We start from the raw sequence: 26902 nt of genomic DNA, 5'->3' as shown, positions 1-26902 counted from the left end.
CCCCCGGATCCGCGCATGGCCCTCACTCAAGAGCTGATCCTGTCCCTTCTGCTCGGCTGCGCTGCCAGCCTGGCGGCGGCGGGGCTGTTCGCCGCCGTGCTGGGACATGGCCGCCGGGGCTGGCCGCTCCTGATCGCGGGCGTGGTGGCGGGGGCCGGCTTCTGGGGCGCCCTGCATGGCATCCCGGCAGCATGGTCGACCGCCATTGCCCCGGCAGAGGGGATGGCGGATGCCAGCGAGGCCGCAGCCGGCACCCTGCCCGCCCTGCTCGCCCGCCTGGCGATGCTGCTGGCCCCCGCCGTGCTGGCCCTGGCGGTCCTGGAGGCGGCCCTTGCGGCCGCCGCGCCACGCCTGGTGCGCGTCGGGCTGGCCGCAGGCGCCGCACTGCTGGCGGCGGCAGGCCTGGCCATCGGTCTCGCCGACTTGCTGGACCATGACGTCCAGCCCATGGCGGCCGCGCTGGCCGGCCTGGTGGTGGCGATCGCGGCCCTGGCCCTACTGCTCCGTCCGGCGCCCGGTCCCGCCCTGGCGCTGGGACTGGCGGGCGCGCTGCCGGCGCTGGCCTGGCTGCAACTCGACCTGGTCGCCGACATCGATCCGGCCGATCCGATGGCGGGCTCCCTTCTGCCCTATGCGGTGCTCGCCGCGCTCTGGCTGCTTCTGCTCGCCCTGATGCTGCTGCGCCGCCTGGACCTACAGGCGCTGGAGGGGCAGATCTGGGAGCGCGCGGAGGCCGAGGTGGGCGAGGAGGCCGACCGCCGGGTCGCCCAGGCCCTGGCGGAGGAGGTGAACGAGCGCGGGCGGCTGGAGGACCGGCTGATCCGCGCGACCACGGTGGATGCCGTGTCGGGCCTGGCCACACGGGCGCATTTCCTGTCGACGGCGCGGGCGCTCTATCGCCAGCGGCTGGAGGCCGGCGCCGTGCCCTGCGCAATCGCCGTGATCTCCGTCGACGAGCTGCGGGAGATCAACGGCTATTACGGCTTCAAGGGCGGCGACGCGACCCTGGCGGCGATCGGCCGCGCGATCGCGGAAACCGAGCGCGGCGAGGTCCCGCCCTGCCGCTGGAGCGGCAGCCGCTTCTGCGTCTGGCTGACCCCGAAGCGCGGCCAGAGCGCGGTGCTGATGGCGGAACGGCTGCGCGGCACCCTGGGCTCCACCCAGGTGCCGCTGCCGGAGGGCCGCTTCCAGGTCACCGTCTCCGTCGGCGTGGCGGAGGACAAGGACGGCCGCGGCCTGGACCATGTCGTCACCGACGCCGAGGCCGCCCTGCGGGAGGCGGAAGCCGCCGGCGGCAACAGGGTGGCGAGCGCGTAGGAGGCACCCGCTTCGTTATGGCCGGCCTTGAGCCGGCCATCAATTCCGCAAGCCGCGGACAGGCTGCGCGGCCGGCAGCCCATGGCGCGACGGTCACACCGGCGCAATGGGTTCCCAGCTCAAGGCCGGGAACGACGGTCACTGGGGTGCATGCACCGGGCGGCCCCGCTCACCCGGTATCGTCGCTGTAGATCCGGACGTACCGGCCACCGACCTCCAGGCCGATAAAGGCCTGGTCGAACTGCAGGCAGAGGCGCTGCGCGAAGGCCACCACCGCATCGGTGGAATCGGAGCGGATCCGGGCCAGCAGGATCGACCGGCGGCGCCCCTCGAACACCGCCTGTGCCTCCTGCACGGTGACGGAGGGAAACTGCGCCGCCGCCGCCTCGCAGAACCGGTCCATCTCCGCCGCGCCCAAATCCCGCCCGCCGGTATTGGCCAGGTAGACGATATGGACCGGCTGGCCGATGCTGGATTGCAGTTCCCGGATCGCCGGATGCTCGACCATCGGATCGCCGGGCGCGTTCAGGCCGATCGCCTCCGCGGTCACCGCTGCGGTGCGGTCGAAACGCTGCTCCAGCCAGGCGTTGGTGCCGCGGGCGGCATCGATCAGGGCGCGGGCGCCTTCCAGATAGCCCTGGCGGCGGTCCAGCCCCCAGCCGGCCGGCGGCGATTCCGCGATCGCCCGCAGGTTGGAGATCGCGTCGGCGATCTTCACCATCCGCGCCTCCGGCGACTTGTGGGGCATGCCCGCGATGCGCCGCACCCGGCGCTCCGACTTCGGCAGGGTCATGTCGTCGGAGGCCTCCGACACGATGTCCGCGACCCGCGGCCCGAACCGCTCCGCCAGATCGCCCGCGGTCACCGAGGTATCCTCCACCACGTCGTGCAGCAGGGCGGCCAGCAGAAGATCCAGATCCTCGCCGCCCGTGGCCTGGGCGACCAGGTCCATCACCTCCAGCAGGTGGTTGACATAGGGTTCCTGCGCGGCGCCCTTGCGGCGCTGGTTGGCATGCGCCTCCGCGGCGAAGACCAGCGCCCGGGTCAGGTCCGGGATCGGGAAGGCCATGGCGAAGGGCGCGGCCCGCCTATTCGGCGGCCACCGCCGCCAGTTCCGCGCGCCGGGCCTCGGTCGCCGCCGGGTCGACCGCCAGGCTGTCATCGTCGATCGCGCCGGTGAAGACCACGCCATAGACGTCGCGCGCCTTCTCCGGGCTCTCCCAGCCTTCCAGAACGTCCTTCAGCACCCGCTCCGGCTCCCGGGTCAGGGGGTCGCCATAGCCGCCGCCGGAGGAATCGCGACCGCGGATCGTCTGGCCCTTCTGCAGCTGCACGGTCACCACGTTCGGGAGCTTCTCCGCCTCGCCATTGGCGCTGACCAGGTGAGTCGATCCCGGCGTGCCGTCGCGGCCGCCGACCACGCCGCGCGGCGGCGCGTATTGCCCGTCGCAGGGGATCACCACCGTCACCGGGTTGCCGGTGGGGGTATAGCTGATGGTCTGCGCCGGGGCGCCGCGGCGACGGCCGGCACCGGCGGAATCCGTCACCAGCCCCAGCTCGGTGATGCGGAAGGGATGCTTCAGCTCGTCGATCTCCACGCTGTCGCGGTACATCAGCCCGGCGATCACCGGGATCGCATAGTTCACCCAGCCATCGGCCTGCGGGCTGGCCGGCCCGCCATTGGTGGAGAGCATCATGCGGTTGACGTAAGCCGCGTTGCCGCGGCGGTCGTCGCGGCCGGACAGCACCGCCATGCCGGTGCCGAGCCCGGTACCGCCCTCCGACAGGCCGAAGCCGTCGCCCAGCTGCGCGAAGGCGGACTGGGTGATGTTGACCAGTCGCTCCGCCACATTGGTGGTGGCGGTGGAGCAGGAATGCGGGAAGACCGGCGCCGCGACGACGGAATTGTCGGCATAGTCGAAGCCGAGCCGGCGGAACGACCCGGCATTGCGCGGGATATCGTTGTCCAGGCTGTTGAAGATGGCGCCGACCACGGCGCTGGTGGCCGCCGAGCGGCTGGTGTTCAGGCCGCAATCGACGCAAGGGGGATTGTCGCGCAGGTCGACATGGATGCGGCCCTCGGCCGGGTCGATATCCACCTTCACCGTCAGTTCCAGGCCGTCGTCGACGATCCCCTCCAGCGGGTCGGAGCGGCCCCTGTTCACCAGGCTCGCCTTCGGCAGGCGGGCGATGGAATCCGCCATCCGCCGCTCCGAATAGTCGAACCAGGCCTCGATGAAGGCCTTCACCGTCTTCCCGCCATACTTCTCGCAGAACGCCTTCAGCCGGCGTTCGGCGATGCGGGCGGAGCCCAGCCCGGCCAGATAGTCGCCGTACCACTGGTCCGGCACACGGATGCGGGAACGGCACATCCGCTCCACCGAGGCCTCGTTGCGGAAGTCGCGCTGGATCCGCACCCCGGGGAAGACCAGGGCGCCCTCGTGGTAGACGTCTGTCGCGCGCGCGAAATAGCTGGACGGGATCGAATTGCCGATATCGGCCATGTGGCACTTGGCCACCGTGGTGAACAGATGCTCGCCCTCGAAGAACACCGGCACCATGAAGGTATGGTCGGCCGGGTGGGTGTTGCCGCCATACGGGTCGTTGTCCAGATAGGCGTCGCCCTCCCGGATGTCGCCCTCATGGTAGCGGCACATGTTCTCGGTCTGGACATGGCAGCCGAAGATGTGCACCGGCAGCCCCTCGGCGGAGGCGAGCAGCCGGTTGTCGCCGGTGACGATGCAGCAGGAGAAGTCCCGTGCGGAGGAGATCACGGCCGACCGTGCGGCACGCAGCAGGGTGTTGGTCATTTCCCGCACGATGCCGTCCAGCCGGTTGGCCATGACGGAGACCTGCACCGGGTCCATCTCCGCCGCGCCCCTGCCGGTGTCTTGACCGTCGCTCATGGAAGCTCTCCTCGGCCTCGGATGCGCCGCCTCAGCCGGCGGCGCTCAGGATGTAGTTGCCGCTGGCGCTGACCCGCGCCGCGGCGCCGGGATCGACGACGATGGTGGTCGTCGGCTCCTCGATGATCGCCGGCCCCGCGACCGACGCCCCCGGTGCCAGGTCGCCGCCGCGATAGATCGGCACCGGCGCCCGGCCGGTGGTGGCGAAATAGACCTCGCGGTGGCCGCTGGGCACCGCCTGCCTGGCAGCCGGCGGCGCAGCATTGGGCTGCGGCGGCTCCGCCAGGCGGATCGCGATCTGGCCCTTCCAGTTCACGCATTCCACCTGGCTGCCCTCGTCGCGGACCGCATAGACCCGGTCATGCACATTGTGGAACGCCTCCACCAGCTTCTCCACATCCTCCGGGCCGGCGAAGCGCTGCACCGGCAGCGGGGTCGACAGCTCCCAGACCTGGGACTGGTAGCGGGCCTCCACCGACAGCTCGATCCGGCTCTCGGAGCCCTGCGCGCCCTTCAGCTCCCGCCGGAAACGCTCCAGTTCGCCGCCGATCCGGTCCAGCGCGGCATTGACCCCGTCGGTGTCGAAGCGGCCCGACAGGGTGACACAGCTCTGCGTCTGTTCGAAGACGATGTCGGAGAACTGCATGCCGGATGCGGAGAGCGCGCTGGCCATCTTCGGCAGGATCACCGTGTCGCAGCCCAGTTCGCGGGCGATGGCGACGATGTTCAGGCCCGCGGCGCCGCCGCCGGCGACCAGCACGCTGTCGCGCGGGTTCAGCCCCTCGCTCACCGTGATCTCGTGGATCGCCTTGATCATCAGTTCGTTGGCGATGGTCATCACCGCGGCCGCCGCCTCGTCCGGGGTCTTGCCCAGCGCCGCCGCCAGGCGGCCGATCACCCGGTGCGCGGCATCGACGTCCAGCGCCATGCGGCCGCCATTGAAGAAGTCGGGGTCGACGAAGCCCAGCACCAGCGCGGCATCGGTGACCGTCGGCTGGTCGCCGCCGCGGCCGTAGCAGGCCGGGCCCGGCACCGAGCCGGCACTCTGCGGGCCGACCCGCAGCAGCCCGCCGGCATCGATCCAGGCGATGGAGCCGCCGCCGGCGCCGATGGAGCGCACGTCGACGGTCGACATCGCCACCATATGGCCGATCCAGCGCCGGCCGATCCAGGTGTCGCGGGTATGGACCAGCTCGCCGTCGCGCACCAGGCCGACATCGAAGGTGGTGCCGCCGGTATCGCAGACGATCACGTCGGCGGGCTGGCCCTCGATGATGCGGTAGGCACGGCCCGCCACCGGCGCCATCGCCGGGCCGGACTTCAGGGTGTGGATCGGCCGCTCCACCAGCTCCGCCACATGCTGGCAGCCGCCCATCGAGGTGCTGATCAGCACCTCCCCCGCATAGCCGGCCGCCCGCAGGTCGGCCTCCATCTCCGTCAGGTGGCGCTGCATCAGCGGCTTCAGGGAAGCGTCGATGGCGGTGGCGGAGGCGCGGCGATATTCCCGCACGATCGGGATCAGGCGGTGCGACAGGGTGTAGGGGATGCCGGGCAGGATCTCCTCCACCAGCGCCGCCAGGCGGATCTCGTGCGCAGGGTTCACCGTCGCCCAGATCAGGCAGATCGCCACGGCGCCGAAGCCGCGGTCGCGGACCTGTTCCAGCACCGCGCGCGCCTGCGCCTCCGACAGCGGGGTCACCACTTCGCCGCCCGCGCCGATCCGCTCGTCGATCTCGAAGGTGTGGCGGCGCGGGATATAGGGGTCGGGATAGTCCTGGCTGTAGTCGTGCGGGTCGAACTTGCCGCCCTCGCGCAGCACCAGGGTGTCGCGGAAGCCGCGGGTGGTCAGGAACGCCGTCTTGGCGGTGTTGCCGGTGACGACGGCGTTGGTCGCCCGGGTGGTGCCGTAGATCAGCAGGTCGGTGGTGCCCAGCAGGCTGCGGGTATCGGTGCCCAGATCCTCCGCCACCACGTCGATCGCCGCCCGCATGCCGTCGAAGATCCGCTCCGGCGTGGTCAGCGCCTTGCCGATCCACTGCCGGCCGGCTTCGTCCGACACCACCACGTCGGTGAAGGTGCCGCCGGTATCCACCGAGATGCGAGTCTTCATGCCCCCTCCGTCACGACAGGGCCGCCCGTTCCCCTGCCCGGAGCGCCGTCTGCCCAGATGATGGGCAGATCGTGCCGCGGATCGTCTGCATACGCAAACATGCAAACGAATTGGGCAGGTTTGCCTGTCCTGCCTGCCGCACCCATTTCCCCTTCATGCCTTCTACGGACAGGAGATCCGCCATGTTCCCGCAAGGGCGACCCAGCCACCGGCTTATCCTGGCGGCACTGCTGCTACCGTTCCTCGCCGCCTGCGAAGAGGCGGAACTGCCGGTATCGGCCGGCACCGGCCCGGACCCGGAACTGCCGCCGCCCGGCGGCGGACTGATCCCCACCGTGAACATCGCCGAGGCGATCGGCTGGCCCGCCGATGCGCGGCCGGTGGCGGCCGAGGGCCTGGCCGTCAATGCCTTCGCCGCCGGCCTCGATCATCCGCGCTGGCTCTACCTGCTGCCCAACGGCGACGTGCTGGTAGCGGAGAGCAACGCCCAGCCACGCGAAGGCGGCGGGCTGATCGCCTGGATCGAGGGCATGGTGATGGACGCCGCTGGCGCCGGCGTGCCCAGCGCCGACCGCATCACCCTGCTGCGCGACGGCGACGGCGACGGCGTCGCGGACGAACGGTCGGTCATGCTGGACGGCCTGACCTCGCCTTTCGGCATGGCCCTGGTCGAGGACAGTCTCTACATCGCCAATACCGATGCGCTGGTGCGGGTGCCCTACAGGGACGGCGAGACCCGCATCGACACGGCGCCGGAAACCGTCATGGCCCTGCCCGCCCAGGCGCCGAACCGGCACTGGACCCGCAACGTGATCGCCGGGCCCGACGGCCGCTTCCTGTACGTCACCGTCGGCTCCAACAGCAATGTCGGCGAGAACGGCATGGAGAGCGAAGAGGGCCGCGCGGCGATCTGGCAGGTGCACCGGGCCACCGGCGATGGGCGGGTCTTCGCCGGCGGGCTGCGCAACCCGAACGGCCTGGCCTGGATCCCCACGCCCGCCGACGGCCCCGTCCTGTGGACCACCGTCAACGAGCGCGACGAGCTGGGCAGCGACCTGGTGCCCGACTACATGACCTCGGTGCGCGACGGCGCCTTCTACGGCTGGCCCTACAGCTATTTCGGCGACCATGTCGACGAACGGGTGGAGCCGCAGCGCCCCGACCTGGTGGCGAAGGCGGTGAAGCCCGACTATGCGCTGGGACCGCATACCGCCGCGCTTGGCCTGGCCTATGCGGCGGATGCGGCCTTCCCAGCCCCGTTCCGCACCGGCACCTGGATCGGCCTGCACGGCTCCTGGAACCGGGAGCCGCCGAGCGGCTACAAGGTGATCTTCGTGCCGTTCGAGGCGGGTCGCCCCGCGGGCCGGCCGGTCGACGTGCTGACCGGCTTCCTGAACGCGGATGGCGAGGCGATGGGCCGCCCGGTCGGCACCGCCTTCGCCGCCGACGGCGCCCTGCTGGTCGCCGACGATGTCGGCAATGTCATCTGGCGGGTGGCGCCGGCGGAATAGAGGCCTGATCGCTTCGCCAGCGGCACGGCTCCCGGCTCAAGCCCTGCGGGATCCACAAAGGTTCTGGTCAGGCTGTCCCTGTCATCCTCGCCCTCGAGGCGAGGATCCATTCCGCAAGCGCTACGACACCGCCAGGCCTGCGGAATGGATTCCATGGTCAAGCCATGGAATGACGGCGATGAGGCCGCCCGGCTTGGCTGCTGCCCGCCTACGCCGCGCCCGTCTCCCCCTCCGGTGCCAGGAAATCCCCCTCCAGCGCACGATCGATCATGTCGGCGGTCTCCTTCGTGCCGTAGAGGGCGACGAAGGAGCCCATGCGCGGGCCGGCGCTCTGGCCGAACAGCACCTCGTACAGCGCCTTGAACCAGTCGCGCAGCGGCTCGAACTCCAGCTCCTTGCCGATCGCATAGACCTCGTTCTGGATCGTCTCCGCATCCGTCTCGCCCGCATGGTCGTGCAGCCAGGCGCGCAGGCGCTCCATGCCCGTGCGCTCGACATCGGTCGGCGCGCGGTAGGTCTTCGTCGGCACCACGAAGTCGCGGTAATAGGCCAGGGCGTAGCGCACCAGATGGTCCAACGCGGGATGCGCCTCCGGCGTGGCGCCATGGGCATAGCGGCTGATGAAGCCCCACAGCACGGCCGGGTCGTCGGTATTGCAGGCGCCCGCCAGGTTCAGCAGCAGCGCGAAGCTGATCGGCACCTCGGCCCTGGGCGGGCTGCCGGCATGGATGTGCCAGACCGGGTTCTCGATCTGCGCCGCCGCGTCCTCCTCCGGGAACTTCTGCAGGAAGGTGAGGTAGTCGTCGACCGCCTTCGGGATCACGTCGAAGTAGAGCCGCTTTCCCTGCCGGGGCTTCTGGTACATGAACAGCGACAGGCTTTCCGGCGAGGCATAGGTCAGCCATTCGTCGATGGTCAGGCCATTGCCCTTCGACTTCGAGATCTTGCGCCCCTGGTCGTCCAGGAACAGCTCGTAGGTGTAGCTTTCCGGCGGCCGGCCGCCCAATGCCTGGGCGATGCGGCTGGACAGCTTCACGGAATCGATCAGGTCCTTGCCCGACATCTCATAGTCGACCTGCAGGGCCACCCAGCGGGCCGCCCAGTCGGCCTTCCACTGCAGCTTGCAGGCGCCCCCGGTGACCGGGGTCTCGACCTTCGACCCGTCGACATCCTCGTAGACGATGGTGCCGGCATCCGGGTTGCGTTCCAGCACCGGCACCTGCAGGACATGGCCGGTCTTCGGACAGACCGGCAGGAACGGGCTGTAGGTGGAAGCCCGCTCCTCGCGCAGGCTGGGCAGCATGATCTCCATCACCCGGTCGTAGTTCGCCAGGACCGTCAGCAGCACCTGGTCGAAGCGGCCGGACGTGTACCAGTCGGTGGCGGACTGGAACTCGTACTCGAAGTCGAAGCTGTCCAGGAAGCGCCGCAGCATGGCGTTGTTGTGATGCCCGAAGCTCTCGAACTTGCCAAACGGGTCCGGCACCCGGGTCAGCGGCTTGTGCAGGTGTTCGGCCAGCATCTCCCGGTTCGGCACGTTGTCGGGCACCTTGCGCAAGCCGTCCATGTCGTCGGAAAAGGCGAACAGGCGGGTGGGAATGTCGCTCAGTTCCTGGAAGGCGCGGCGCACCATGGAGGTGCGGGCGACCTCGCCGAAGGTGCCGATATGCGGCAGGCCGGAAGGGCCGTAGCCGGTCTCGAACAGCACATAGCCCTTCTCCGGCACCCGGTTGTCGATCCGTTTCAGCAGGCGGCGCGCCTCTTCGAAGGGCCATGCCTTTGCCGTCGCTGCCGGGTTGGTGGTCATTGCACTGTCGCTCTCGATGGGCGATGCCGTTGCCTGGGCCTGCCGCCATATACGGGTGGACGGGATCGACGGATAAGAGTCGACCGTCCCGGTCACGGGCCTGTTGATCGGAACGGCCGAACGGCCGAAGGTCGTGCCACGCGCGACCGGGTGCGGGAAACTAGGCATCGCAGGTGGAAGAATCAATTGAAAGCGGCAGCGGCACTGCGGCGGCCAGTCTCCCGGCAGTGGCGGCGGATCCCGCCGCGCGGCCGGTCCTGGTCGCGGCCCATGACCGCACCGCCTGGCTGGCACCCGGTGCCGGCGATGCCGCACTGCTGTCTGCCGGCGACGCGGCCCGGCGTGCGGCCGCCACGCCGCCGATCCTCTGCCACCTGCCGGTCACCGCGGCACGGCTGAACGCCAAGCCCTTCGCGGCGCTGGACCTGCTGGAGCTGTTCGCCTTCGTGCGGCCGGCCGCCTTCTGCCGCCCGACCCCTGCGGGCATGGCGGAGGTGACGGGGCAGGAGGCACCGGCCGGCGCGGCGGAAGCGGCGCTGGCGCTGCGGCGGGCCGCCGCCATCCTGCTGGACGAACTGGCCGACCTGCCCGACCGGCCGCGACTGGCGGCGCTGGCGATGACCATGGCGCGGGCCGGCTGGCCATGGGGCGCCGCGGTGCTGGCCCGGCTGGGCGAGCCGCCGGCGCGACCGGGCCCGGCCGGCGGCTTCGACATCTGGGAAACCCTGCCGGAATGGGTCGACCAGGCGCCCCTGCCGCCACCGGATTCGCAACCGGTCAGCGCCGCGGAGGCGCAGGCCAGGCTGCGGGAACTGCTGGGCGGCACGGCGGAGGCACGGCCGCAGCAGGTCGCCTTTGCCGGGCGTGTCGCCCAGGCGTTCGCGCCGCGACGGGAGGCCGGCGCCCCGCAGCTGGTGCTGGCGGAGGCCGGCACCGGCACCGGCAAGACCCTGGGCTATGTCGCCCCGGCCACCGTCTGGGTAGAGAAGAACGGGGGCACCGTCTGGCTGTCGACCTACACCAAGAACCTGCAGCGCCAGGTGGAATCGGAACTGGTGCGCCGCGCGGAGGCGGCGGGCCGGCCACCGCCGCGGGCCGTGGTGCGCAAGGGGCGCGAGAACTATCTCTGCCTGCTGAACCTGCAGGAGGCGGGCCAGGGCGGCGTGCCGCGGGCCGGCGATGCTGTCGTGCTGGGCCTGATGACCCGCTGGGCGCAGGCGACCCGCGACGGCGACATGGTCGGCGGCGATTTCCCCGCCTGGCTGGTCGGGCTGTTCGGCACCGCCCGCACCCTGCAGCTCGCCGACCGCCGCGGCGAATGCGTCTATTCCGCCTGTCCGCACTATCGCCGCTGCTTCATCGAGCATGTCGTGCGCGATGCCCGGCAGGCGGAGTTCGTGATCGCCAACCATGCCCTGGTGATGCACCAGGCGGTCTATGGCACGCAGCCGGCAGACCGGCCGCTGCGTGTGGTGTTCGACGAGGGCCATCACGTCTTCGACGCCGCCGACGGCGCCTTCACCGTGCATCTCTCGGCACAGGAGACGGCGGACATGCGGCGCTGGCTGCGCGGGCCGGAGGGCGGGCGCCGCAGCCGTGCCCGCGGCCTGGAGCGGCGGATCGGCGACCTGCTGGCCGCCGATGCGGAATCCGAGTCGGCGATGCGCGACGCCCTGCAGGCTGCCGGCGGCCTGCCGGCGCCGGGCTGGACCGTGCGGCTGCCGGAAGGCCTGCCGCAGGGCCCTGCGGAGCGGTTTTTCGCCGCGATGCGCCGCCAGGTGCTGGCCCGCAGCGCCGATCCGGATTCCCCCTGGGGCCTGGAATCGCCGGTGCGCCCGCCCGACCCCGAGGTGGCGGAGGCCGCACGCGGCTTCGAGGTCGCGGTGGAGGCCCTGCTGGCACCGCTGAAGACCCTGGCGCAACGGCTGGAGGAACGGCTGGAGGACGAGGCGGACGACCTGGACAGTAACAGCCGGATCCGCATGGATGCCGCGGCCCGCGGCCTGCTGCGCCGCGCCGACCTGGTGCAGGCCTGGCGCAGCATGCTGGCGGACCTGCAGGCCGATGCCGCCCCCCGGCCCGGCGACGCCCACCCATCCGGCATTGCCGGCGACAGCCCCTATGTCGACCTCTTCGCGCTGGACCGGGAGGGCGGGCGGGAGATGGATATCGGCTATCGCCGCCACTGGGTCGATCCCAGCCTGCCCTTTGCCGAGGCCGTGCTGAAGCGCTGCCACGGGGCACTGATCACCTCCGCCAGCCTGCGCGACAGCAGCCGCGAGGCGTTGACGGAGGACGACACGGAGGACGAACCCGAATACGACGCCGGCTGGCATGCCGCGGCGATGCGGACCGGCGCCCTGCACATGCCGCAGCCTGCGCTGCGCTTCGCCTGCCCCTCCCCCTTCGACTATGCCGCGCGAAGCCGGATCCTGGTCGTGACGGATGTCCGGCGCGACAATGTCCCGCAGGTGACCGGCGCCTATCGCGCGCTGTTCGCCGCGGCGGGCGGCGGTGCGCTCGGCCTGTTCACCGCGATCTGGCGGCTGCGGGCGGTGCATCGCGGCCTGGCGCCCGCACTGGCCGCGGAGGGCCTGGACCTGCATGCCCAGCATGTCGACCCGCTGGACAATGCCACCCTGGTGGAGGTCTTCCGGGCGGAGCGCAATGCCTGCCTGCTGGGCACGGACGCGATGCGTGACGGGGTCGACGTGCCCGGCGATTCCCTGCGCCTGATCGTCTTCGACCGGGTGCCCTGGCCGCGGCCCGACCTGGTGCACAAGGCGCGCCGCGCCCGCTTCGGCGGCCGCCAGTACGACGACATGCTGACCCGGCTGCGCCTGCGTCAGGCGTTCGGCCGCCTGCTGCGCAGCGGCGGCGACCGGGGTGTGTTCGTGATGCTGGACCCGATGATGCCGAGCCGCCTGCTCGACGCGTTCCCGCCGCAGGCGCCGGTCGACCGGATGGGCCTGGCCGACGCGGTGGAGGCGGTGCGCGGCTTCTGCGGCGGTGCCACCGCCGGCATGCAGGCTGGCGACTGAGGCCGGCAGAAGGGCGCCGTTGCCGGAAAGAGGAGTGACCGGCCTTGCGGCCGGCGCCCCCGCCCCCTATCGTCCGCCGGCACGCCAAACAAGCGGGAGCAGGTCGCGCATGTCCGCCAAGAGTTCGCCGAGCGAAATCATCGAGCCCGTGGTCTCCGCACAGACGGCGATGGTCTATGTCATGGTGGTTGCGGCTGTGGCCGACGGCGACCTGAAAGAGGACGAGGTCAAGACGATCGCCGACCTCGTCGACATGCTGCCGGTCTTCAAGGACCTGACGGGCGAGACCGCCCGCGGTGCGATCAGCACCTGCACCGACCTGCTGGAGAATGAGGACGGACTGGACGAGGTGCTCAGCATCATCGACCACGCCCTGCCCGGCCAGCTGACGGAGACCGCCTACGCGTTGGCCTGCGACGTGGTTGCCGCGGACGGGGTGGCGACCCAGGAGGAACTGCGCTGGCTGGAGATGCTGCGGGACAAGCTCAACGTCAGCCGCCTGCATGCTGCCGCCATCGAATGGGGCACCCGGGTCCGCTTCGCGCACGAATGACCCAGACCGGCTGCCAGGGCTCAGGCGCAGGCGCCGAAGGCCTGGAAAGCGGATCGCGGGACAGTTGCAGGGGGCCGTATTAACCGCTCGTAAGGGATGCGGCGCTTAGGATCCTGACCCTGGACCCGGGATCAAACGCGACCATGAGCAGCTTCGCCTCGCCGCTTCTCGACCTGCGCAGCACGACGCCGACGGACCATGCCCTGATGAGACCGGGCGTGCGGGCCCTGGCGCTCGGCGTCGGCGTCTGGCTGCTTGTGGCACTGGTGCTGGCCGGACTGTTCTGGCAGAGCTACCGGCTGGACGAGGATCAGGCGATGAGCCACCTCGCCGAACTTGCCCATCGCCAGCAGATCCGCAACGACGTCATTCTGCATGCCACCCAGGGCCTCACCGTCAGCCTGGCCGGCAGCCTCGCCCCGATCCTGCAGGAGCGGCGCCTCGCCCGGCAGATCCTGGGCACCGGCCTGCCACCGTCGGCCGAGGCCGCCTTCGTCCGCCGCGCCTGGGAACGCAGCACCGAACTGCTTGCCGGACGGCCCAGCCTTGCCGGACTGTCCGTGATCACCACGGAGGGAGAGGTGCTGGCGGGCACGCAGGGCATGCTCATGCCACCGCGCGACGCCGGCGACCGCATGGCCCTTCTGGAAGAGGCCCCTGCCCAGGGCGTCGACCTCCTGCCGCCGGTCCACGACCCACTGCTCGGCGGCTGGCAGCTGCCGCTGGTACGGCGCATCCTTGCCGGCGACGGCAGCCTGCTGGGCTTCATCGAGGCCAGGATCTGGCTGCCGGCCCTGACCTCCGCCATCGCCGAATCCGATCTGCGGCGCATCGTCACTGCCACCATGCTGCGCGACGACGGCGTGATCCTGGCGACCTATCCCGCGGATGCCGAAGTCCTGGGACGGACCGCCCGGGACTTCGCCGACACCCATTGGCGGGTCGGCGGCGGCGCCGGGCGCGACCTGCCGGACCGTCCGGTCCTCCCGGCGGACGGCTCGCTGGCCTACGATCTGAGCTCCGCCTTCCGCACCCTGATCCTGGTCGGCGCTCCGCCGGGCTGGGTGACCGCGACCTGGCTGGGCCGGATGTGGCCCTACCTGGCGCTGTCGGCGGCGGTGCTGCTGACCGCCCTGCTGGCGATCGCCGCCGCGGCACGGCAGATCGGCCGACGGGCACAGGCGATGGCCCGCATGCGGTTCCAGAACATGCTGCTGGCCGCACAGCAGGACAGCTCCCTGCAGGGCGTCGCGATCGTCGATGACGAGGGCAATCTGCGCTACTTCAACCGGCAGATCGAGAATGTCTGGCGCCTGCACGGACTGCTGACCGCCGGGCAGCGGATCGAGACGATGCTGGACCGGATCGCCGCGATGCTGGCGGAACCCTGCGAGATCCGGCGGCTGGCGGAGGAATGCGAGACGCTGACCGCCGGCACCCGCCGGGAGGTTCTGCACCTGCGCGACGCCCGGCGCGTGGAATGCACGGTCAAGGCCCTGGTGGATGCACGCGGCGCGGTGACCGGCCGGATCTGGAGCTTCCTGGATGTCAGCGCCGAGCTGCGGGCGGAGGAAGCGATCCGCTGGCGCAGCGACTACGATCCGCTGACCCACCTGCCGAACCGATCGCTGTTCAAGCGACGCCTGAGCGAGATGATGATTGCCGCCCGGGAGGAAGGCGAAAGCGGCGCGCTGCTCTACATCGACCTGGACGGCTTCAAGTGGATCAACGACACGCGCGGCCACGCGATCGGCGACCAGCTGCTGATCCAGGTGTCCGACCGGCTGAGCGCTTGCGTGCGCTCCCGCGACGGGGTGGCGCGGCTGGGCGGCGACGAATTCGTGGTGATGCTGCCGCGTGTCAGCAGCGAGATCGACGCCCGCAACATGGCCCGCCGTATCCTGACCGCCGTCGCGGAACCCTATTCGGTGGACCATCATCTGTGCCACCTGTCGGCCAGCATCGGCATCGTCCTCTTCCCCTCGGAGCGGGACGACGTCACCGCCCTGCTGAAGAAGGCGGACATGTCGATGTACGCGGCGAAGGCCGACGGCAAGAACCGGTACTGCTTCTTCACGCCGGAGATGGATGCCGCGGCGGCGGAGCGCCAGCGCATCGAGGTCGACATGCGGGCGGCTCTGGGGACCGGGCAGTTCGTCTTCCACTACCAGCCGATCGTGGACCTGGCGCGCGGCGAACTGGCCGGTTTCGAGGCGCTGTTGCGCTGGCATCACCCGACCGACGGCGTGCTGGCCCCCGGCCGCTTCGTGGAGGTTGCGGAGGAGACCGGCCTGATCAACCGCATCAGCGCCGACGCCATCCTGCAGGCGGCGCGCGACCTCGGGCCGCTGCTGGGTGCCCGTCCGGAACTGCACCTCGCCGTCAACCTGTCGGTGCGCCAGTTCCAGGACGAAAGCCTGGTGGAACTGCTGGCCAGTCTGCGGGCGCAGGGCGAGGTGCCGCTGGACCGCTTCCTGTTCGAGATCACCGAGAGCCTGATGATGTCCGGCGATACCAATACCCGCCGGATGTTCGACCTGGTGCGCGGCAGCGGCGCCAAGATCGCGGTGGACGATTTCGGCACCGGCTATTCCTCGCTGGTCTACCTGCAGAACTTCCCGGTGGACTACCTGAAGGTGGACCGCTCCTTCGTGGCCAACATGCTGGAGAACGAGGAGAGCCGGCAGCTTGTCAGCTCCATCCTGTCGATGGCAAAGAGCCTGCGGATGGAGGCGATCGCGGAAGGCGTCGAGAACGAGGCGCAGATGCGCCACCTGCAGCAGCAGCAATGCGAGTTCGCCCAGGGCTACTATTTCTGCCGTCCCCTGGCGCTGCAGGACGCCCTGGCCTTCGCCGAAGACCGGGAGGCAATGGCCGTCACCACGGCGTCTCTCGCCGCGCAATAGCCGTCCGCACCGCGTCCCGGGACCAGCTGTCCCTGTCTCAGCTGTCCCTGTCTCAGTTGCCCTCGGGCACCACCAGCAGCTGGCGCCCCGCCCGCACCCCGACCGAGACCGGCGTGCTGCCGAAAGTGTCGCCATCGCCCTGGACCGGTTCTCCCGCCGGCGCCTTGATCTCGATCCCGGTGGCGGCATGGATCGAGACATCGCGCAGCCGCGACAGCCGGCCGGTCAGCAGGGCCAGCCCGTAGCGCGCGACGTACAGCGGGCCGCCGCGATGGAACAGGCAGACCTGCAGCTCCGGCCGTCGCAGGTCGGCTGCCGGGGCCGAGACATAGGGGCCGCCATAGTGGCGCCCGTTCGCAACGATCACCGAGCAGGCGCGATGCGCCACCCCGTCCAGCCGCACCTCGAACTCCGGGTAGTGGTAGCGCAGGGCCGCGCGCAGCGACATCAGCACATAGGCCCAGCGACCCAGGCGCCGCTTCAGCCCGCGGGAGACATCGGCCACGACCTGCGCATCGAAGCCGACACCCAGCATCTGCACGAAGGCGCGGTCGGCAATGCCCTGTCCGTTGCACCAGCCGACCGCCACGGCAGCGGTCCGCCCGGCCAGGATCGCGGCCGCCAGGCGGTCCGCATCCGGCCGCAGGCCGATCTCATGCGCGAGAACGTTCGCCGTGCCAAGGGGGCAGAGCGCCAGCGGGAGGTTGCTGCCGTAGAGACCGTTCAGCACTTCGTTGATGGTGCCGTCGCCGCCCGCGGCCACGACGAGATCCCATCCCTGGCCGCTTGCCGCCAATGCCAGCTCCACCGCATGGCCGGGATGCGCGGTGGGCATCACCTCCACCTCACGGCCCGCCGCACGCAAGGCGGACACCAGATCCCGCAGCAGCTGCGGCCGGCGCCAGCCGGCGGTGGGGTTGTGGATCACCAGGATGCGGCGGGCATCAAGCGGCGCTTCCGGAGCGGCAGCGGGCGGGGCCGGCCGGGTGACGGCGGGGCTGGTGACGGCGGGGCGGGGGCCTGCCGGTGCGGGACGGGCGGTCATCCTCCGGGCGGTCCCTCGTGACGGTCTGGCCGGTGCGACATGACACTGCGCATACAATAGCTCCGTGGTTCAAGGAACATTTGCCTTCGCTTTTCACAAAAGATTCACGTGAACATTGACGAACACTACATACACTCCGGCCGCAACTGAAATCATCCAGAGATTCGGATGTCGTTACCTGCCGGCAGGGCCCCGCGATGAACGTCGCACACTGGCCGCAGCGCTACCGCACGATCTGGATATCGGACGTGCATCTGGGCACCCGTGGCTGCAAGGCCGATTTCCTTCTGGAATTCCTCAAGTTCACTGAAAGCGAAACGCTGTTCCTGGTCGGGGATATCGTCGACGGCTGGCGGCTGAAGCGCTCCTGGTACTGGCACCAGGACCATAACGATGTGATCCAGAAGCTGCTGCGCAAGGCCCGCAAGGGCACGAAGGTGATCTACGTGCCCGGCAACCACGACGAAGCCCTGCGCGACTATGTCGACATGCAGTTCGGCGGCGTCGCCCTGAAGGCGCACGACATCCACCAGCTTGCCGACGGCCGGCGCCTGCTGGTGATGCATGGCGACCAGTTCGACGGCATCGTGCGCTATGCCAAGTGGCTCGCCTTCCTGGGGGACACCGCCTACAACATGGCGCTGACGGCGAACACCTGGCTGAACCATGTCCGCAACCGGTTGGGCCTGCCCTACTGGTCGCTTTCGGCGTACCTGAAGCACAAGGTCAAGAACGCGGTCGAATACATCTCGAACTACGAGGTCGCGGTGTCGGAAGAAGCGCGCCGCGCCGGCGCCGACGGGGTGGTCTGCGGTCATATCCACCACGCCGAGATCCGCGACATCGACGGCATCCTGTACTGCAACGACGGCGACTGGGTGGAGAGCTGCACCGCCCTGGTGGAGCATTTCGACGGGCGCCTGGAGATCCTGCGCTGGACCGAGATCCGCGGCGGCCTGGTCGGCAACCCGCTGCCGCTGCTGGCCGCCAGTGGCGCCCTGCAGCCGCGGAGCAGGGCGCCGTCGAGACGCGGCCGCGCGGCCGCGCCGGCCGACGGGGGCGACGAGCGGGAGAAGGAACCGGTCGGGGCCCCGGTCGGCACCGATGGCGGCCGCCTGTCGAAGCTGTTCGGCCTGTTCTGAGGGCGGGGCGCAGTGCCGATGCATCTCGCCCTGGTGACCGATGCCTGGTACCCCCAGGTGAACGGCGTCGTCCGCACCCTGGACACGGTCACCGGCCTGCTGCGGCAGGACGGGCACGATATCACGATCCTCTCGCATGAGGGCTTCCGGACGGTGCCCCTGCCGACCTATCCGGAGATCCGCATCGCCCTGCTGCCCTACCGGCGGCTGTCGCGCCTGCTGGACGAGGCGGCGCCACAGGCCATCCACATCGCCACCGAGGGGCCGGTCGGCTTTGCCGCCTGGCGGTACTGCCGGCGGCGGGGCTATCCCTTCACCACCGCCTATCACACCCGCTTCCCGGAATATGTCGCCGCGCGGCTGCCGCTGACCCTGGCGCCGACCTATCGCATGGTCCGCGGCTTCCACAGCAGTGCCGTGCGCACCATGGTGGCGACCCCGACCCTGCGCAGCGAGCTGCAGGACCGGGGCTTCGGCAACCTGGTCGAATGGGGGCGCGGCGTCGATGTCGACCTGTTCCGGCCGCGGCCACAGGCCGAACGGGACTTCCTGGGCCTGAAGCGGCCGATCTGGCTCTATGTCGGCCGGGTCGCCGTGGAGAAGAACATCCGCGCCTTCCTGGACCTCGACCTGGAGGGCAGCAAGCTGGTGGTGGGCGGCGGCCCGCAGCTGGAGCAACTGCGCCGCGACTATCCCGATGCCTGCTTCGTCGGCCCGAAATACGGCGAGGATCTGGCCCGCCATTATGCCGCCGGCGATGTCTTCGTCTTTCCCAGCCTGACCGACACTTTCGGCCTGGTGATGCTGGAGGCCCTGGCCAGCGGCGTGCCGGTCGCCGCCTTCCCGGTCACCGGGCCGCTGGACGTCATCGCCGACGCGCCGATCGGGCGCCTGGACCGGGACCTGGGCGCGGCGGCGCGGGCCGCGCTCGGCATCCCCGCCGAGGCCTGCCGCGCCTTCGCCCTGCAGCGTTCCTGGCGGCGCAGCGCCGACCAGTTCTTCAGCGCCCTGGCCCCCTTCAGATAGGGATCGGTTCGACAATGCCGCCGGCCAATGCGGCGGGCGCCTGCTGACGTCCTAAAGCGTTCCCAACTCGGGTGGAAGCGGTCACCCGACCACGATGGTCATCCCGGACTTGATCCGGGATCCATTCCGCCAGCCGTGAGATATCTGAACGGCATGCGGAATGGGTTCTCGGGTCAAGCCCGAGAACGACAACGTTTCTATCAAAGATGGGACCGTTCTAGTCCTCGCCCGCCTCGTCGTCCGCTGCATTGTCGCGGACGGCAGGCGGCGGCAGCTGGATCGCCGGCCCCTCCTCCGCCACCGACTGCGGCGGGGCGGGGAGCAAAGGCACCTGGCGCCGCCGCTCCAGGGCCGCGGCATAGACCGCCGACGGATGCTTCTGCCAGAACCGCTTCCGTATGGCGAAGTCCTGCCACTGCTTCTGCAGCTTCGACAGGCGGGCCTGCGCCTGCGCCGCGCACCAGCCGGTGACGATGCCGTCGACACGGGCATGCCAGGTGCCGGCCTCCGCGCCTTCCGCCGCTGCGGCCTGCTGCACCAGGCTGTGCGCGACCACGGAATCGTTCAGTACGCCGAGCACGTCCTGCAGCTTCGCCAGTGCAGCCGTATAGGGCTTCGCCCGGCGGTCCTCGTACAGGCTGGCGAAGAACTCGGTGGCATAGCGCAGCTTCTTGCCACGGATGCGCAGCTCGTGCAGTTCGGGCAGGGCGAGGCTTTCCAGACGCCGGCCCAGCTTGTGCATCTTGCGCGCCCGACGCTCCAGCAAATGGTCTGCCAGCTCCGTCACCGGCGCGAACAGGAGCCGCGCCGCATCCGCATCCACGTTGCGGTGCCAGTTGCGATCCGCCAGCCAGCGCCGCAGGTCGAGCTTCGCCCTGGTGTAGCGCGCCGAGCCGATCGCGGCCCGCACCCGGTCATAGCCACGGGCACGACGGCGCTCGCCGGCCTGACGAAGCCCTTCCAGGTCCAGTTCGCCAGGCAGCGCGGCGGACAGCGGCGCCAGGGTCTCCGCCAGAAAGACGTCCCAGTCGCGGGCATCGCCCAGTTCGCCCGCGAACCATTTGATCTCCGCCGCCAGGGCAACATGGTCCGGCGGCAGGACCGGCCGGAACAGGGAGAAGGCGGAGCGCAGGCGCCGGCAGGCGACCCGCAGCTGGTGCACGCCTTCCGGATCGCGGCCATCCAGCGCCGCCGCCTCGTTCGCCTCCGCCTGCGCCAGGCAGGTGCCGGCGACCGTGACGAACGCCTCCTGCACCGTCATCGCCGGCGCCAGGGCGACTGCCTTCGCCTTCACCCAGGCCGGGGGCGCCGTGCTGGCCAGGGCGAAGCCGCGATCGGCCTTGCTGCGGCTTTCGAAGGCGAACGGAATGGTGGCGGCCAGTTCCGTCGCGATGTCGAAGATCGCGCCAATATCGCCCTCTTTCAGCTCCAGCTCCACTTCATGGACCGGCTCCCTGCGATCCCCCGAGGTCAGGGTGCCGATGTCGAGCGCCAGTTCCACGCAGCCGCCGGCCGGCGGATGAAGCTGCCAGGCGGTGCGCCGGATATCGCTCTCGAACATCGGCTGCAGCTGGCGCTTGGCCAGCAGGTGCTCCAGCGCATCCCGCAGGTCGGTATCGCCGATCGCCGCCAGGTCCGGCGTGTCGCCATCGATATCGCATTCCCATTCCCGCCGCACCGACAGGCCCAGACTGTGGTCCGCGGCGGACTTCACCGTCTGCACCCGGCGCGTGCCGATATGCCGGACCCGCAGCGACATGCCGTTGTCGCGCAGGCGGAGGTCTGGGGTATCGAAATAGACGCTGCGCAGCTGGCGGGTCAGGGCGCGCCCCCGCTTCAGCAGCCGCACAGGGCGCGACCGGCGGACATGCTCCGCCGCCGCCGGTGGGACGGCGAGCTTGAGTTCCCGTTCCTGCCCCTCAGGCAGTGGCGGTGGCGCGGGGCTGGCGGCAGCGGCCGGTACAACGCTTGTCGACATGGCCGAAACATATTCGCAACATTTCAGTGGCACCAGTCCGTTTCGTCACTAGGCGAAACATTCGGCAAGAGGGCGCAGGAATTGCGCTTTGCCCTCATCGTTGCACAGGCAATCATGAAAACGATTTCGCGACGAGCGATCTGTTCGACAAGGTCCATGACAACGATTCCAGCCATGCGGCTGGATCGTCCCGCTGCGGCGCAGGGAGTGCAGGCATGAGCAATGGCGATGTCGCCGACCACCTGAAGGCCGCGTGCCGAATCGGCCGCCTGGCCGCTGTGGACCTGACCGCCCGCATGGCCGATTCGGAGGAATACGAGAAGGCGATCAAGGAGCTGCAGAAGCGCCTGCTGACGGTGCAGCAGGCCTATCTGGTCCGCGGCTATCGGGCCGTGGTCGCATTCGAGGGCTGGGACGCTGCCGGCAAGGGCGGTGCGGTGCGGCGGCTGACCAGCATGCTCGACCCGCGCTTCCTGAAGGTCTGGCCGATCGGGGCGCCCAACATCCTGGAGCAGGAGATGCCCTTCCTGCACCGGTTCTGGATGCGCCTGCCGAGCCCCGGCACCCTGACCATCTTCGACCGCTCCTGGTACGGCCGGGTGCTGGTGGAACGGGTCGAGGGCCTGATCCCGCCGGCCGCCTGGGAGCGCGCCTATGACGAGATCAATGCCTTCGAGGCGACCCTGCAGGCGGAGGATGTCAGGGTGGTGAAGATCCTTCTCCACGTCTCCGCCGAGGAGCAGCTGCAGCGCCTGGCGGAGCGGCTGTCGAAACCGCGCAAGCGCTGGAAGCTGACGGAGGCCGATTTCCTGGCCCGGCAGTACCGCGGCGCCTATATCGACGCCTATGAGGAGATGCTCGATCGCTGCAGCCCGCCCGAACGGCCCTGGCTGGTCCTGTCCGGCGAATACAAGTGGTTCGGCCGGGTCGCCAGCCTGCAGGCGATCTGCGAGGCTCTGGAGAAGGATGTCGACCTGACGCCGCCACCGCTCGACGACCGGCTGCGTGCGCTGGCCGCCGCCGCCGGGATCGCCGGCGACAGCATCCCGGACGACAGCGAATAGAACGCCGCCCGGCATCGCAACCGGACCGGCAAGGATGGAGGAAGAGCCGCAGATCCATGCCCGCGGCGGCAGGTTTCCCGGGGGCGGCGTGCCGCAGGCAGGCCGTCGGGACCGGCAGCCGGGCAGAACCAGGAGGACCCATGCTCGATCTCGCCACCCTCGACCAGCCGAACAAGCCGAACCAGTTCCTGGCCGCACCGTCCGGCTTCAGCAGCGCCCGGCCGCACCGCTCGGTCCCGCAATTCCCGATGCCGGCCGTCGAACTGGCGGAGGCATTCCGCGCCATGGCGCTGGCACAGCCCCGCACCGAACTGCGGGAACAGAGCGGCGACGGCCAGGCGATGGAGTTCGTGCAGCGCTCCGCCCTGTTCCGCTTTCCCGATATCGTGACCGTCCAGGTGATCCCGGTGGATGAGGCAAGGTCGACACTGGCGATCTACTCAAGATCGGTCTATGGCCATCTGGATTTCGGGGTGAACCGGAAGCGGGTCGACCTCTGGCTCGCCAATCTGGCCCAGGCATAGCAAGGGTCGCCGGACCGTTCGGGCGCCCGCCGGGTCCCGGGCCCGTCCGACCGCATACCGGGCCCGCCCCATCAACCGAGACCGAGAACCTCCTTGCCTGACACCGATTTCCAGTCCGCGGCGCCGCCTTCGCCCTGGCGGCTGCCGCACCGCTTCTGGCTGGACCTGCTGGTCGTCGCCCTGGTCGGCGGCGGCTTCTTCCTGCTCGCCCTGGGCGGCCGGCCCTACGCCAATCCGGACGAGGGCCGCTATGCCAGCATCGCCGCGGAGATGCTGGCCAGCGGCGACTGGCTGACGCCGCGGGTCAACGGCGTGCAGTACCTCTACAAGCCGCCGCTGTTCTACTGGCTGGAGGCCGCCGGCGCCTGGGCCTTCGGCCTGTCGCCGTTCGGCCTGCGCCTGGCACCGCTGCTGGTCGCCACCTTCGGGCTCTGCGCCACCTACGCCGCCGGGCGGGCGCTCTTCGACCGGCGGACGGCGCTCTGGGGCACCGGCCTGCTGGGGACGGCCCTGCTCTACTACGTCACCAGCCGCTTCCTGTCGCTGGACCTGACCCTGGGCGTGTTCACCGCCGCCAGCCTGCTCGCCTTCATCGCCGGCATCGACATGCGCCCGGGCTGGCCGCGGCGGCTGGTGCTCTGGTCGCTCTACCTGTTCGCCGCCCTGGCGGTAATGACGAAGGGCCTGGTGGCGGCCGTGCTCATCGGCCTGACCGTGCTGCTCTGGCTGGCGGCGACCGGGCGCTGGCGGCTGCTGCGCACGGCCGAACTGCCGGCCGGGATCGTGATCTTCCTTCTGGTCGCGGCGCCCTGGCATGTGGCGATGACGATCGAGCACCCGGCCTTTTTCGACTTCTATTTCGTGCGCGAGCATTTCGAGCGCTTCCTGACCCGGGAGCATCACCGCTACGAGCCACCCTGGTTCTTCCTCGCCGTGCTGGCGGTGGGCGCCCTGCCCTGGACGCCGCTCCTGCCGGCGGCCTGGCGGGACATCGGCGCCTGGTGGCGGCAGCGGCGGGAGGCGGTGTCGCGTGACGGCGCCGGTGGCGGCACCCTGTTCCTGGCCATCGCTGTGCTCGTGGTCCTGCTGTTCTTTTCCGCCAGCTCGTCGAAGCTGATTCCCTACATCCTGCCGCTCTTCCCGCCGCTCGCCCTGCTGGCGGCACGGCCGGTGGCGCGTTTCGCGGCCGGCACGACGGTACCCTGGATCCGGCCCGGCCTCTGGGTGACGGCAATCGCCTTCCTGGTCGGCGGCCTTATCGCGCCGCTGCTGGCATTGATGGGCCATGCCGGGGCGGCGCCGCATTTCCTTCGGCTGCAGGCCCGGCAGATGGCGGAGGGCGGCTTTGCCGTCTGGATCGCCGCCGCCGCCCTGCTGGCCGGCGGCGCGGCGGCCGTCTTCCTGCTGCGCCGCGGCCGGCCGGTCAACGACCCCTCGGGCAGCGGGTCCTCCGGCCGGCTGGCGCTCTATGCGCTCGGCCTTGCCTGGCTGCCGCTGCTGGTGTCCGCCAATTTCATCGCCGGCGGGGTGGACGAACGCTCCACGAAACAGGTGGCGGAGCTGGTGCTGGCCCAGGAACGGCCGGGCGACCGGGTCGTGGTCTACCACAATTATTTCGAGGACCTGCCGGTCTGGCTGAACCGGCGGCTGACCGTGGTCGGCTATCACGGCGAGCTGGAGCATTTCCTGCAGAACGAGGACTATTCCGGCTGGCTGATCGACCAGCCCCGGTTCGAGGAGATCTGGGCCGGCCCGCAGCGCATCCTGCTGGTGCTGCGCAAGGACTATACCAGCCACCTGGAACGCTCCGGCCTGGCGCCGGTCTACGAACTGGGCGAGGGCGGCAACTTCCTGCTCTACAGCAACCAGCCGCCCCCGGAAGGCTGATCCGGAGGGCCGGGCACGACTGCCGATGGTTGCAATCTCCCTGCCTTTCCGCATGCTTTACGGGTGGTCCGGCATGCGAAGGGGGGTGCCCGTTTCATGGTCAATGCTCGAAAGGCCACCGCATGGGTGGCGATCCTGTGCGTGGCGCAGGCGACGGTCCTGGCCGGATGCGGCACGACCTACCAGGTCGAGACGTTGGACGAGCAGGCGATCGCCCGCGCCAATGCCGAGATCGCCGCCGAACGCGCGCTTGCCGCACAGTCCGGCAGCATGGACGCAGATCAGAAGATCGCCCTCTACACCCTGGTCGCGAAGCGGGTGGAGCCGGTCGCGGAAGCGTTCTGCCGGGCAGAGACGGATCCCGGCACGAACTGCGATTTCGCCCTGGTGATCGACCGCAACCCGAAGGCCTCGGCCAATGCCCATCAGTCCTATGTCGGCGGACAGCCGCGGCTGACCACAACCCTGGCCTTCCTCGACAAGGTGAAGTCCCCCGACGAACTGGCCTTCGTCCTGAGCCACGAGGCCGGACACCACATCGCCGGGCATCTCGATAAGAAGAAGACCCAGACCGCGCTGGCCGGGGTTGGCGGGGCCCTGCTGGGTGCCCTTGTGGTGATGGCCGCCGCGTCGTCCGGACGGCAGGTGAACCGCCAGACCATGGAACAGCTGGTCGGCGGCGGGGCGGCGATCGGCGCCGCCGGCGGTGCGATCGCCTACAGCCAGACCTATGAGCTGGAAGCCGACACCCTGGGCGCCTATATCGCCGAGCGCGCGGGCTACGATCCGGACGCCGGCTCCCGCATCTTCGCCCGCCTGGGCGTGGAAGAAGGCAAAAAGCCGCCGCCGGGGACAGCCAGCTTCTGGTCGACCCATCCCTCCAGCCCGGAGCGCATCGCCACGGTCGATGCGGTGATGGCGAAGATAAAGGCACAGCGCGCCAGCGGGCAGGAACCGGTGCCGGAGCGTCGCGAGGAATAGGTCAGGCGGCCGCCGCGACCGCCCCCTGTACCGCCAGGGTGCCGGAGCGGCCCTCCACCTCGCCCTGCTCCAGCGCCGCCACCGGCACCGCCGCCGGGTCGGCGTTCAGGCTCTCCGCCTCCGCCTCCAGGGTGGTGAAATGGACCCCGTCGGCCAGCAGCGCGTCGATCGTGGCGGCGAACCAGTCCCGCCAGCGCATGCCCTCCAGCTCCGCATGCAGGGTCCAGACGTTCAGCCGGTCTGGTCGCATCAGGCGGCGATAGGCGCCCTGCAGCTCGCTGTCGGGGAATTCCGGCCGGCCGATCAGCTCGTCCAGGGTGGGCAGGGTGGTGGGGATCTGGACGGTGCGGAACACCTGACCGCCGGCCGACGGCCGGAACGGCGCGGTGCCGCGGCTGTCGCTGCCATAGGCCAGGCCGGCCCTGTCGTAGACGGCGAGCGACAGGGCATTGGCCTGCCAACCGGCGCTGCCGGCCGCGCGCGGGGCTTCGCCGAACACCTCGGCGAAGGCGGCCGCCGCCTTGTCCCATTCGGCGACGACCTTGTCCGCCGTCATGCCGTGCAGCCGGTCCTGCCAGCGCACATGGTCCCAGCAATGCACGCCCACCGGATGCCCCTGCGCCGCCACGTGCCGCATCGTCGCGCCGTGGCGCCGCGCGATATGCGGTCCCGGCAGCAGCACGCCGTTCATCAGGGTCCGCAGTCCATAGGTCTGCACGACGGAGGTGCGCGCGACCTTGCTGGCGAAGCCGCGGCGGAACACCCGCCGGATCGCGCGGCCGGTATTGTCCGGCCCCAGGGAGAACAGGAAGCTCGCCTGCACGCCCCGTTTCTCCAGCAGGTCGGCCAGCGCCGGCACCCCGAGACGGGTGCCGCGCTCGGTATCGACATCGACCTTGAGGGCGAGGCGGGTCATCGGCGCAGACCCGCCGACCGCCCCTTATAAGCAGCCGTCATCCTCGGGCTTGACCCGAGGATCGCGACGCAGCGTCGAAGCGGCTGGTCGGCGCCGCCGCAGCGCCAGAGTTGGGATCCTCGGGTCAAGCCCGAGGATGACGGATGGAAAAGAGGCTCTTCACCGTCGCGAGGAAGCTCGGCCATCGC

The 26902-nt window shown here is 70.3% G+C and carries 18 protein-coding genes; 11 read left to right on the top strand and 7 right to left on the bottom strand.

Going from position 1 to position 26902, the window contains the following annotated elements; all coding sequences use genetic code 11:
• The first annotated feature begins 15 nt into the window (after positions 1–15).
• Positions 16–1317 carry a GGDEF domain-containing protein gene (locus tag ACFOGJ_RS15810; RefSeq protein WP_379902090.1) on the top strand — a complete coding sequence of 434 codons (1302 nt, stop codon included), beginning with the start codon at positions 16–18 and terminating at the stop codon, positions 1315–1317.
• Between the two features lie 169 nt (positions 1318–1486).
• Here ACFOGJ_RS15810 and ACFOGJ_RS15805 read toward each other — a convergent pair whose 3' ends face one another.
• From ACFOGJ_RS15805 to ACFOGJ_RS15795, 3 genes are read right to left on the bottom strand one after another with little or no spacing between them, the layout of a single operon-like run.
• On the bottom strand, positions 1487–2386 hold the full coding sequence (locus ACFOGJ_RS15805; RefSeq protein ID WP_379902089.1) for an HD domain-containing protein: 900 nt from the start codon (positions 2384–2386) through the stop codon (positions 1487–1489).
• A gap of 19 nt (positions 2387–2405) precedes the next feature.
• Entirely contained in the window at positions 2406–4223 is a 1818-nt protein-coding gene (locus ACFOGJ_RS15800; protein WP_379902087.1) for a hydantoinase B/oxoprolinase family protein, read from the bottom strand.
• A gap of 31 nt (positions 4224–4254) precedes the next feature.
• Complete coding sequence (locus tag ACFOGJ_RS15795; protein ID WP_379902085.1) at positions 4255–6333, bottom strand: hydantoinase/oxoprolinase family protein; 2079 nt, start codon at positions 6331–6333, stop codon at positions 4255–4257.
• A 182-nt stretch (positions 6334–6515) separates the two neighbouring features.
• Between ACFOGJ_RS15795 and ACFOGJ_RS15790 the strand changes: the two genes are divergently transcribed.
• Positions 6516–7844, top strand: coding sequence for a PQQ-dependent sugar dehydrogenase (locus ACFOGJ_RS15790; RefSeq protein ID WP_379902083.1), 1329 nt, complete (start codon positions 6516–6518; stop codon positions 7842–7844).
• 208 nt (positions 7845–8052) lie between these two features.
• Here the strand turns inward: ACFOGJ_RS15790 and ACFOGJ_RS15785 are convergent, their stop codons facing one another.
• Positions 8053–9651, bottom strand: a complete 1599-nt coding sequence (locus ACFOGJ_RS15785) for a lysine--tRNA ligase (RefSeq protein ID WP_379902081.1) — start codon at positions 9649–9651, stop codon at positions 8053–8055.
• 173 nt (positions 9652–9824) lie between these two features.
• Between ACFOGJ_RS15785 and ACFOGJ_RS15780 the strand changes: the two genes are divergently transcribed.
• From ACFOGJ_RS15780 to ACFOGJ_RS15770, 3 genes are all read left to right on the top strand, one after another.
• Positions 9825–12692, top strand: a complete 2868-nt coding sequence (locus ACFOGJ_RS15780) for an ATP-dependent DNA helicase (protein WP_379902080.1) — start codon at positions 9825–9827, stop codon at positions 12690–12692.
• Between the two features lie 109 nt (positions 12693–12801).
• On the top strand, positions 12802–13245 hold the full coding sequence (locus ACFOGJ_RS15775) for a tellurite resistance TerB family protein (RefSeq protein WP_379902078.1): 444 nt from the start codon (positions 12802–12804) through the stop codon (positions 13243–13245).
• 143 nt (positions 13246–13388) lie between these two features.
• Positions 13389–16151: a bifunctional diguanylate cyclase/phosphodiesterase gene (locus ACFOGJ_RS15770; RefSeq protein ID WP_379902076.1), complete on the top strand. Its 2763-nt coding sequence runs from the start codon at positions 13389–13391 to the stop codon at positions 16149–16151.
• Positions 16152–16203: 52 nt separating this feature from the next.
• Here ACFOGJ_RS15770 and ACFOGJ_RS15765 read toward each other — a convergent pair whose 3' ends face one another.
• Positions 16204–17196, bottom strand: a complete 993-nt coding sequence (locus ACFOGJ_RS15765) for a diacylglycerol/lipid kinase family protein (RefSeq protein ID WP_379902074.1) — start codon at positions 17194–17196, stop codon at positions 16204–16206.
• 197 nt (positions 17197–17393) lie between these two features.
• Between ACFOGJ_RS15765 and ACFOGJ_RS15760 the strand changes: the two genes are divergently transcribed.
• Both ACFOGJ_RS15760 and ACFOGJ_RS15755 read left to right on the top strand, forming a co-directional pair.
• The gene (locus ACFOGJ_RS15760; protein ID WP_379902072.1) at positions 17394–18338 is read left to right on the top strand and encodes a UDP-2,3-diacylglucosamine diphosphatase; all 945 of its coding nucleotides are present in this window, start codon (positions 17394–17396) and stop codon (positions 18336–18338) included.
• 18 nt (positions 18339–18356) lie between these two features.
• Entirely contained in the window at positions 18357–19364 is a 1008-nt protein-coding gene (locus ACFOGJ_RS15755) for a glycosyltransferase family 4 protein (protein WP_379902070.1), read from the top strand.
• A 217-nt stretch (positions 19365–19581) separates the two neighbouring features.
• Here ACFOGJ_RS15755 and ACFOGJ_RS15750 read toward each other — a convergent pair whose 3' ends face one another.
• Complete coding sequence (locus ACFOGJ_RS15750) at positions 19582–21342, bottom strand: CYTH and CHAD domain-containing protein (protein WP_379902068.1); 1761 nt, start codon at positions 21340–21342, stop codon at positions 19582–19584.
• A gap of 215 nt (positions 21343–21557) precedes the next feature.
• Between ACFOGJ_RS15750 and ACFOGJ_RS15745 the strand changes: the two genes are divergently transcribed.
• From ACFOGJ_RS15745 to ACFOGJ_RS15730, 4 genes are all read left to right on the top strand, one after another.
• Positions 21558–22406 (top strand): polyphosphate kinase 2 family protein, encoded by an 849-nt coding sequence (locus ACFOGJ_RS15745; RefSeq protein WP_379902066.1) that lies wholly within the window; start codon positions 21558–21560, stop codon positions 22404–22406.
• Positions 22407–22546: 140 nt separating this feature from the next.
• On the top strand, positions 22547–22930 hold the full coding sequence (locus tag ACFOGJ_RS15740; RefSeq protein WP_379902064.1) for a DUF1499 domain-containing protein: 384 nt from the start codon (positions 22547–22549) through the stop codon (positions 22928–22930).
• A gap of 93 nt (positions 22931–23023) precedes the next feature.
• Positions 23024–24817, top strand: a complete 1794-nt coding sequence (locus ACFOGJ_RS15735; protein ID WP_379902062.1) for an ArnT family glycosyltransferase — start codon at positions 23024–23026, stop codon at positions 24815–24817.
• 96 nt (positions 24818–24913) lie between these two features.
• Positions 24914–25798, top strand: coding sequence for a M48 family metalloprotease (locus ACFOGJ_RS15730; protein ID WP_379902060.1), 885 nt, complete (start codon positions 24914–24916; stop codon positions 25796–25798).
• 1 nt (position 25799) lies between these two features.
• On the opposite strand, the gene ACFOGJ_RS15725 is transcribed toward ACFOGJ_RS15730, so the two are convergent.
• Positions 25800–26714, bottom strand: coding sequence for a polysaccharide deacetylase family protein (locus ACFOGJ_RS15725; protein ID WP_379902058.1), 915 nt, complete (start codon positions 26712–26714; stop codon positions 25800–25802).
• Positions 26715–26902: the final 188 nt, after the last annotated feature.

The organism is Marinibaculum pumilum (assembly GCF_042646425.1).
GTDB lineage: Bacteria > Pseudomonadota > Alphaproteobacteria > Ferrovibrionales > Ferrovibrionaceae > Marinibaculum > Marinibaculum pumilum.
Note: the sequence above shows the minus strand (reverse complement) of the source record. Positions and strands in the feature narration are given on the sequence as shown.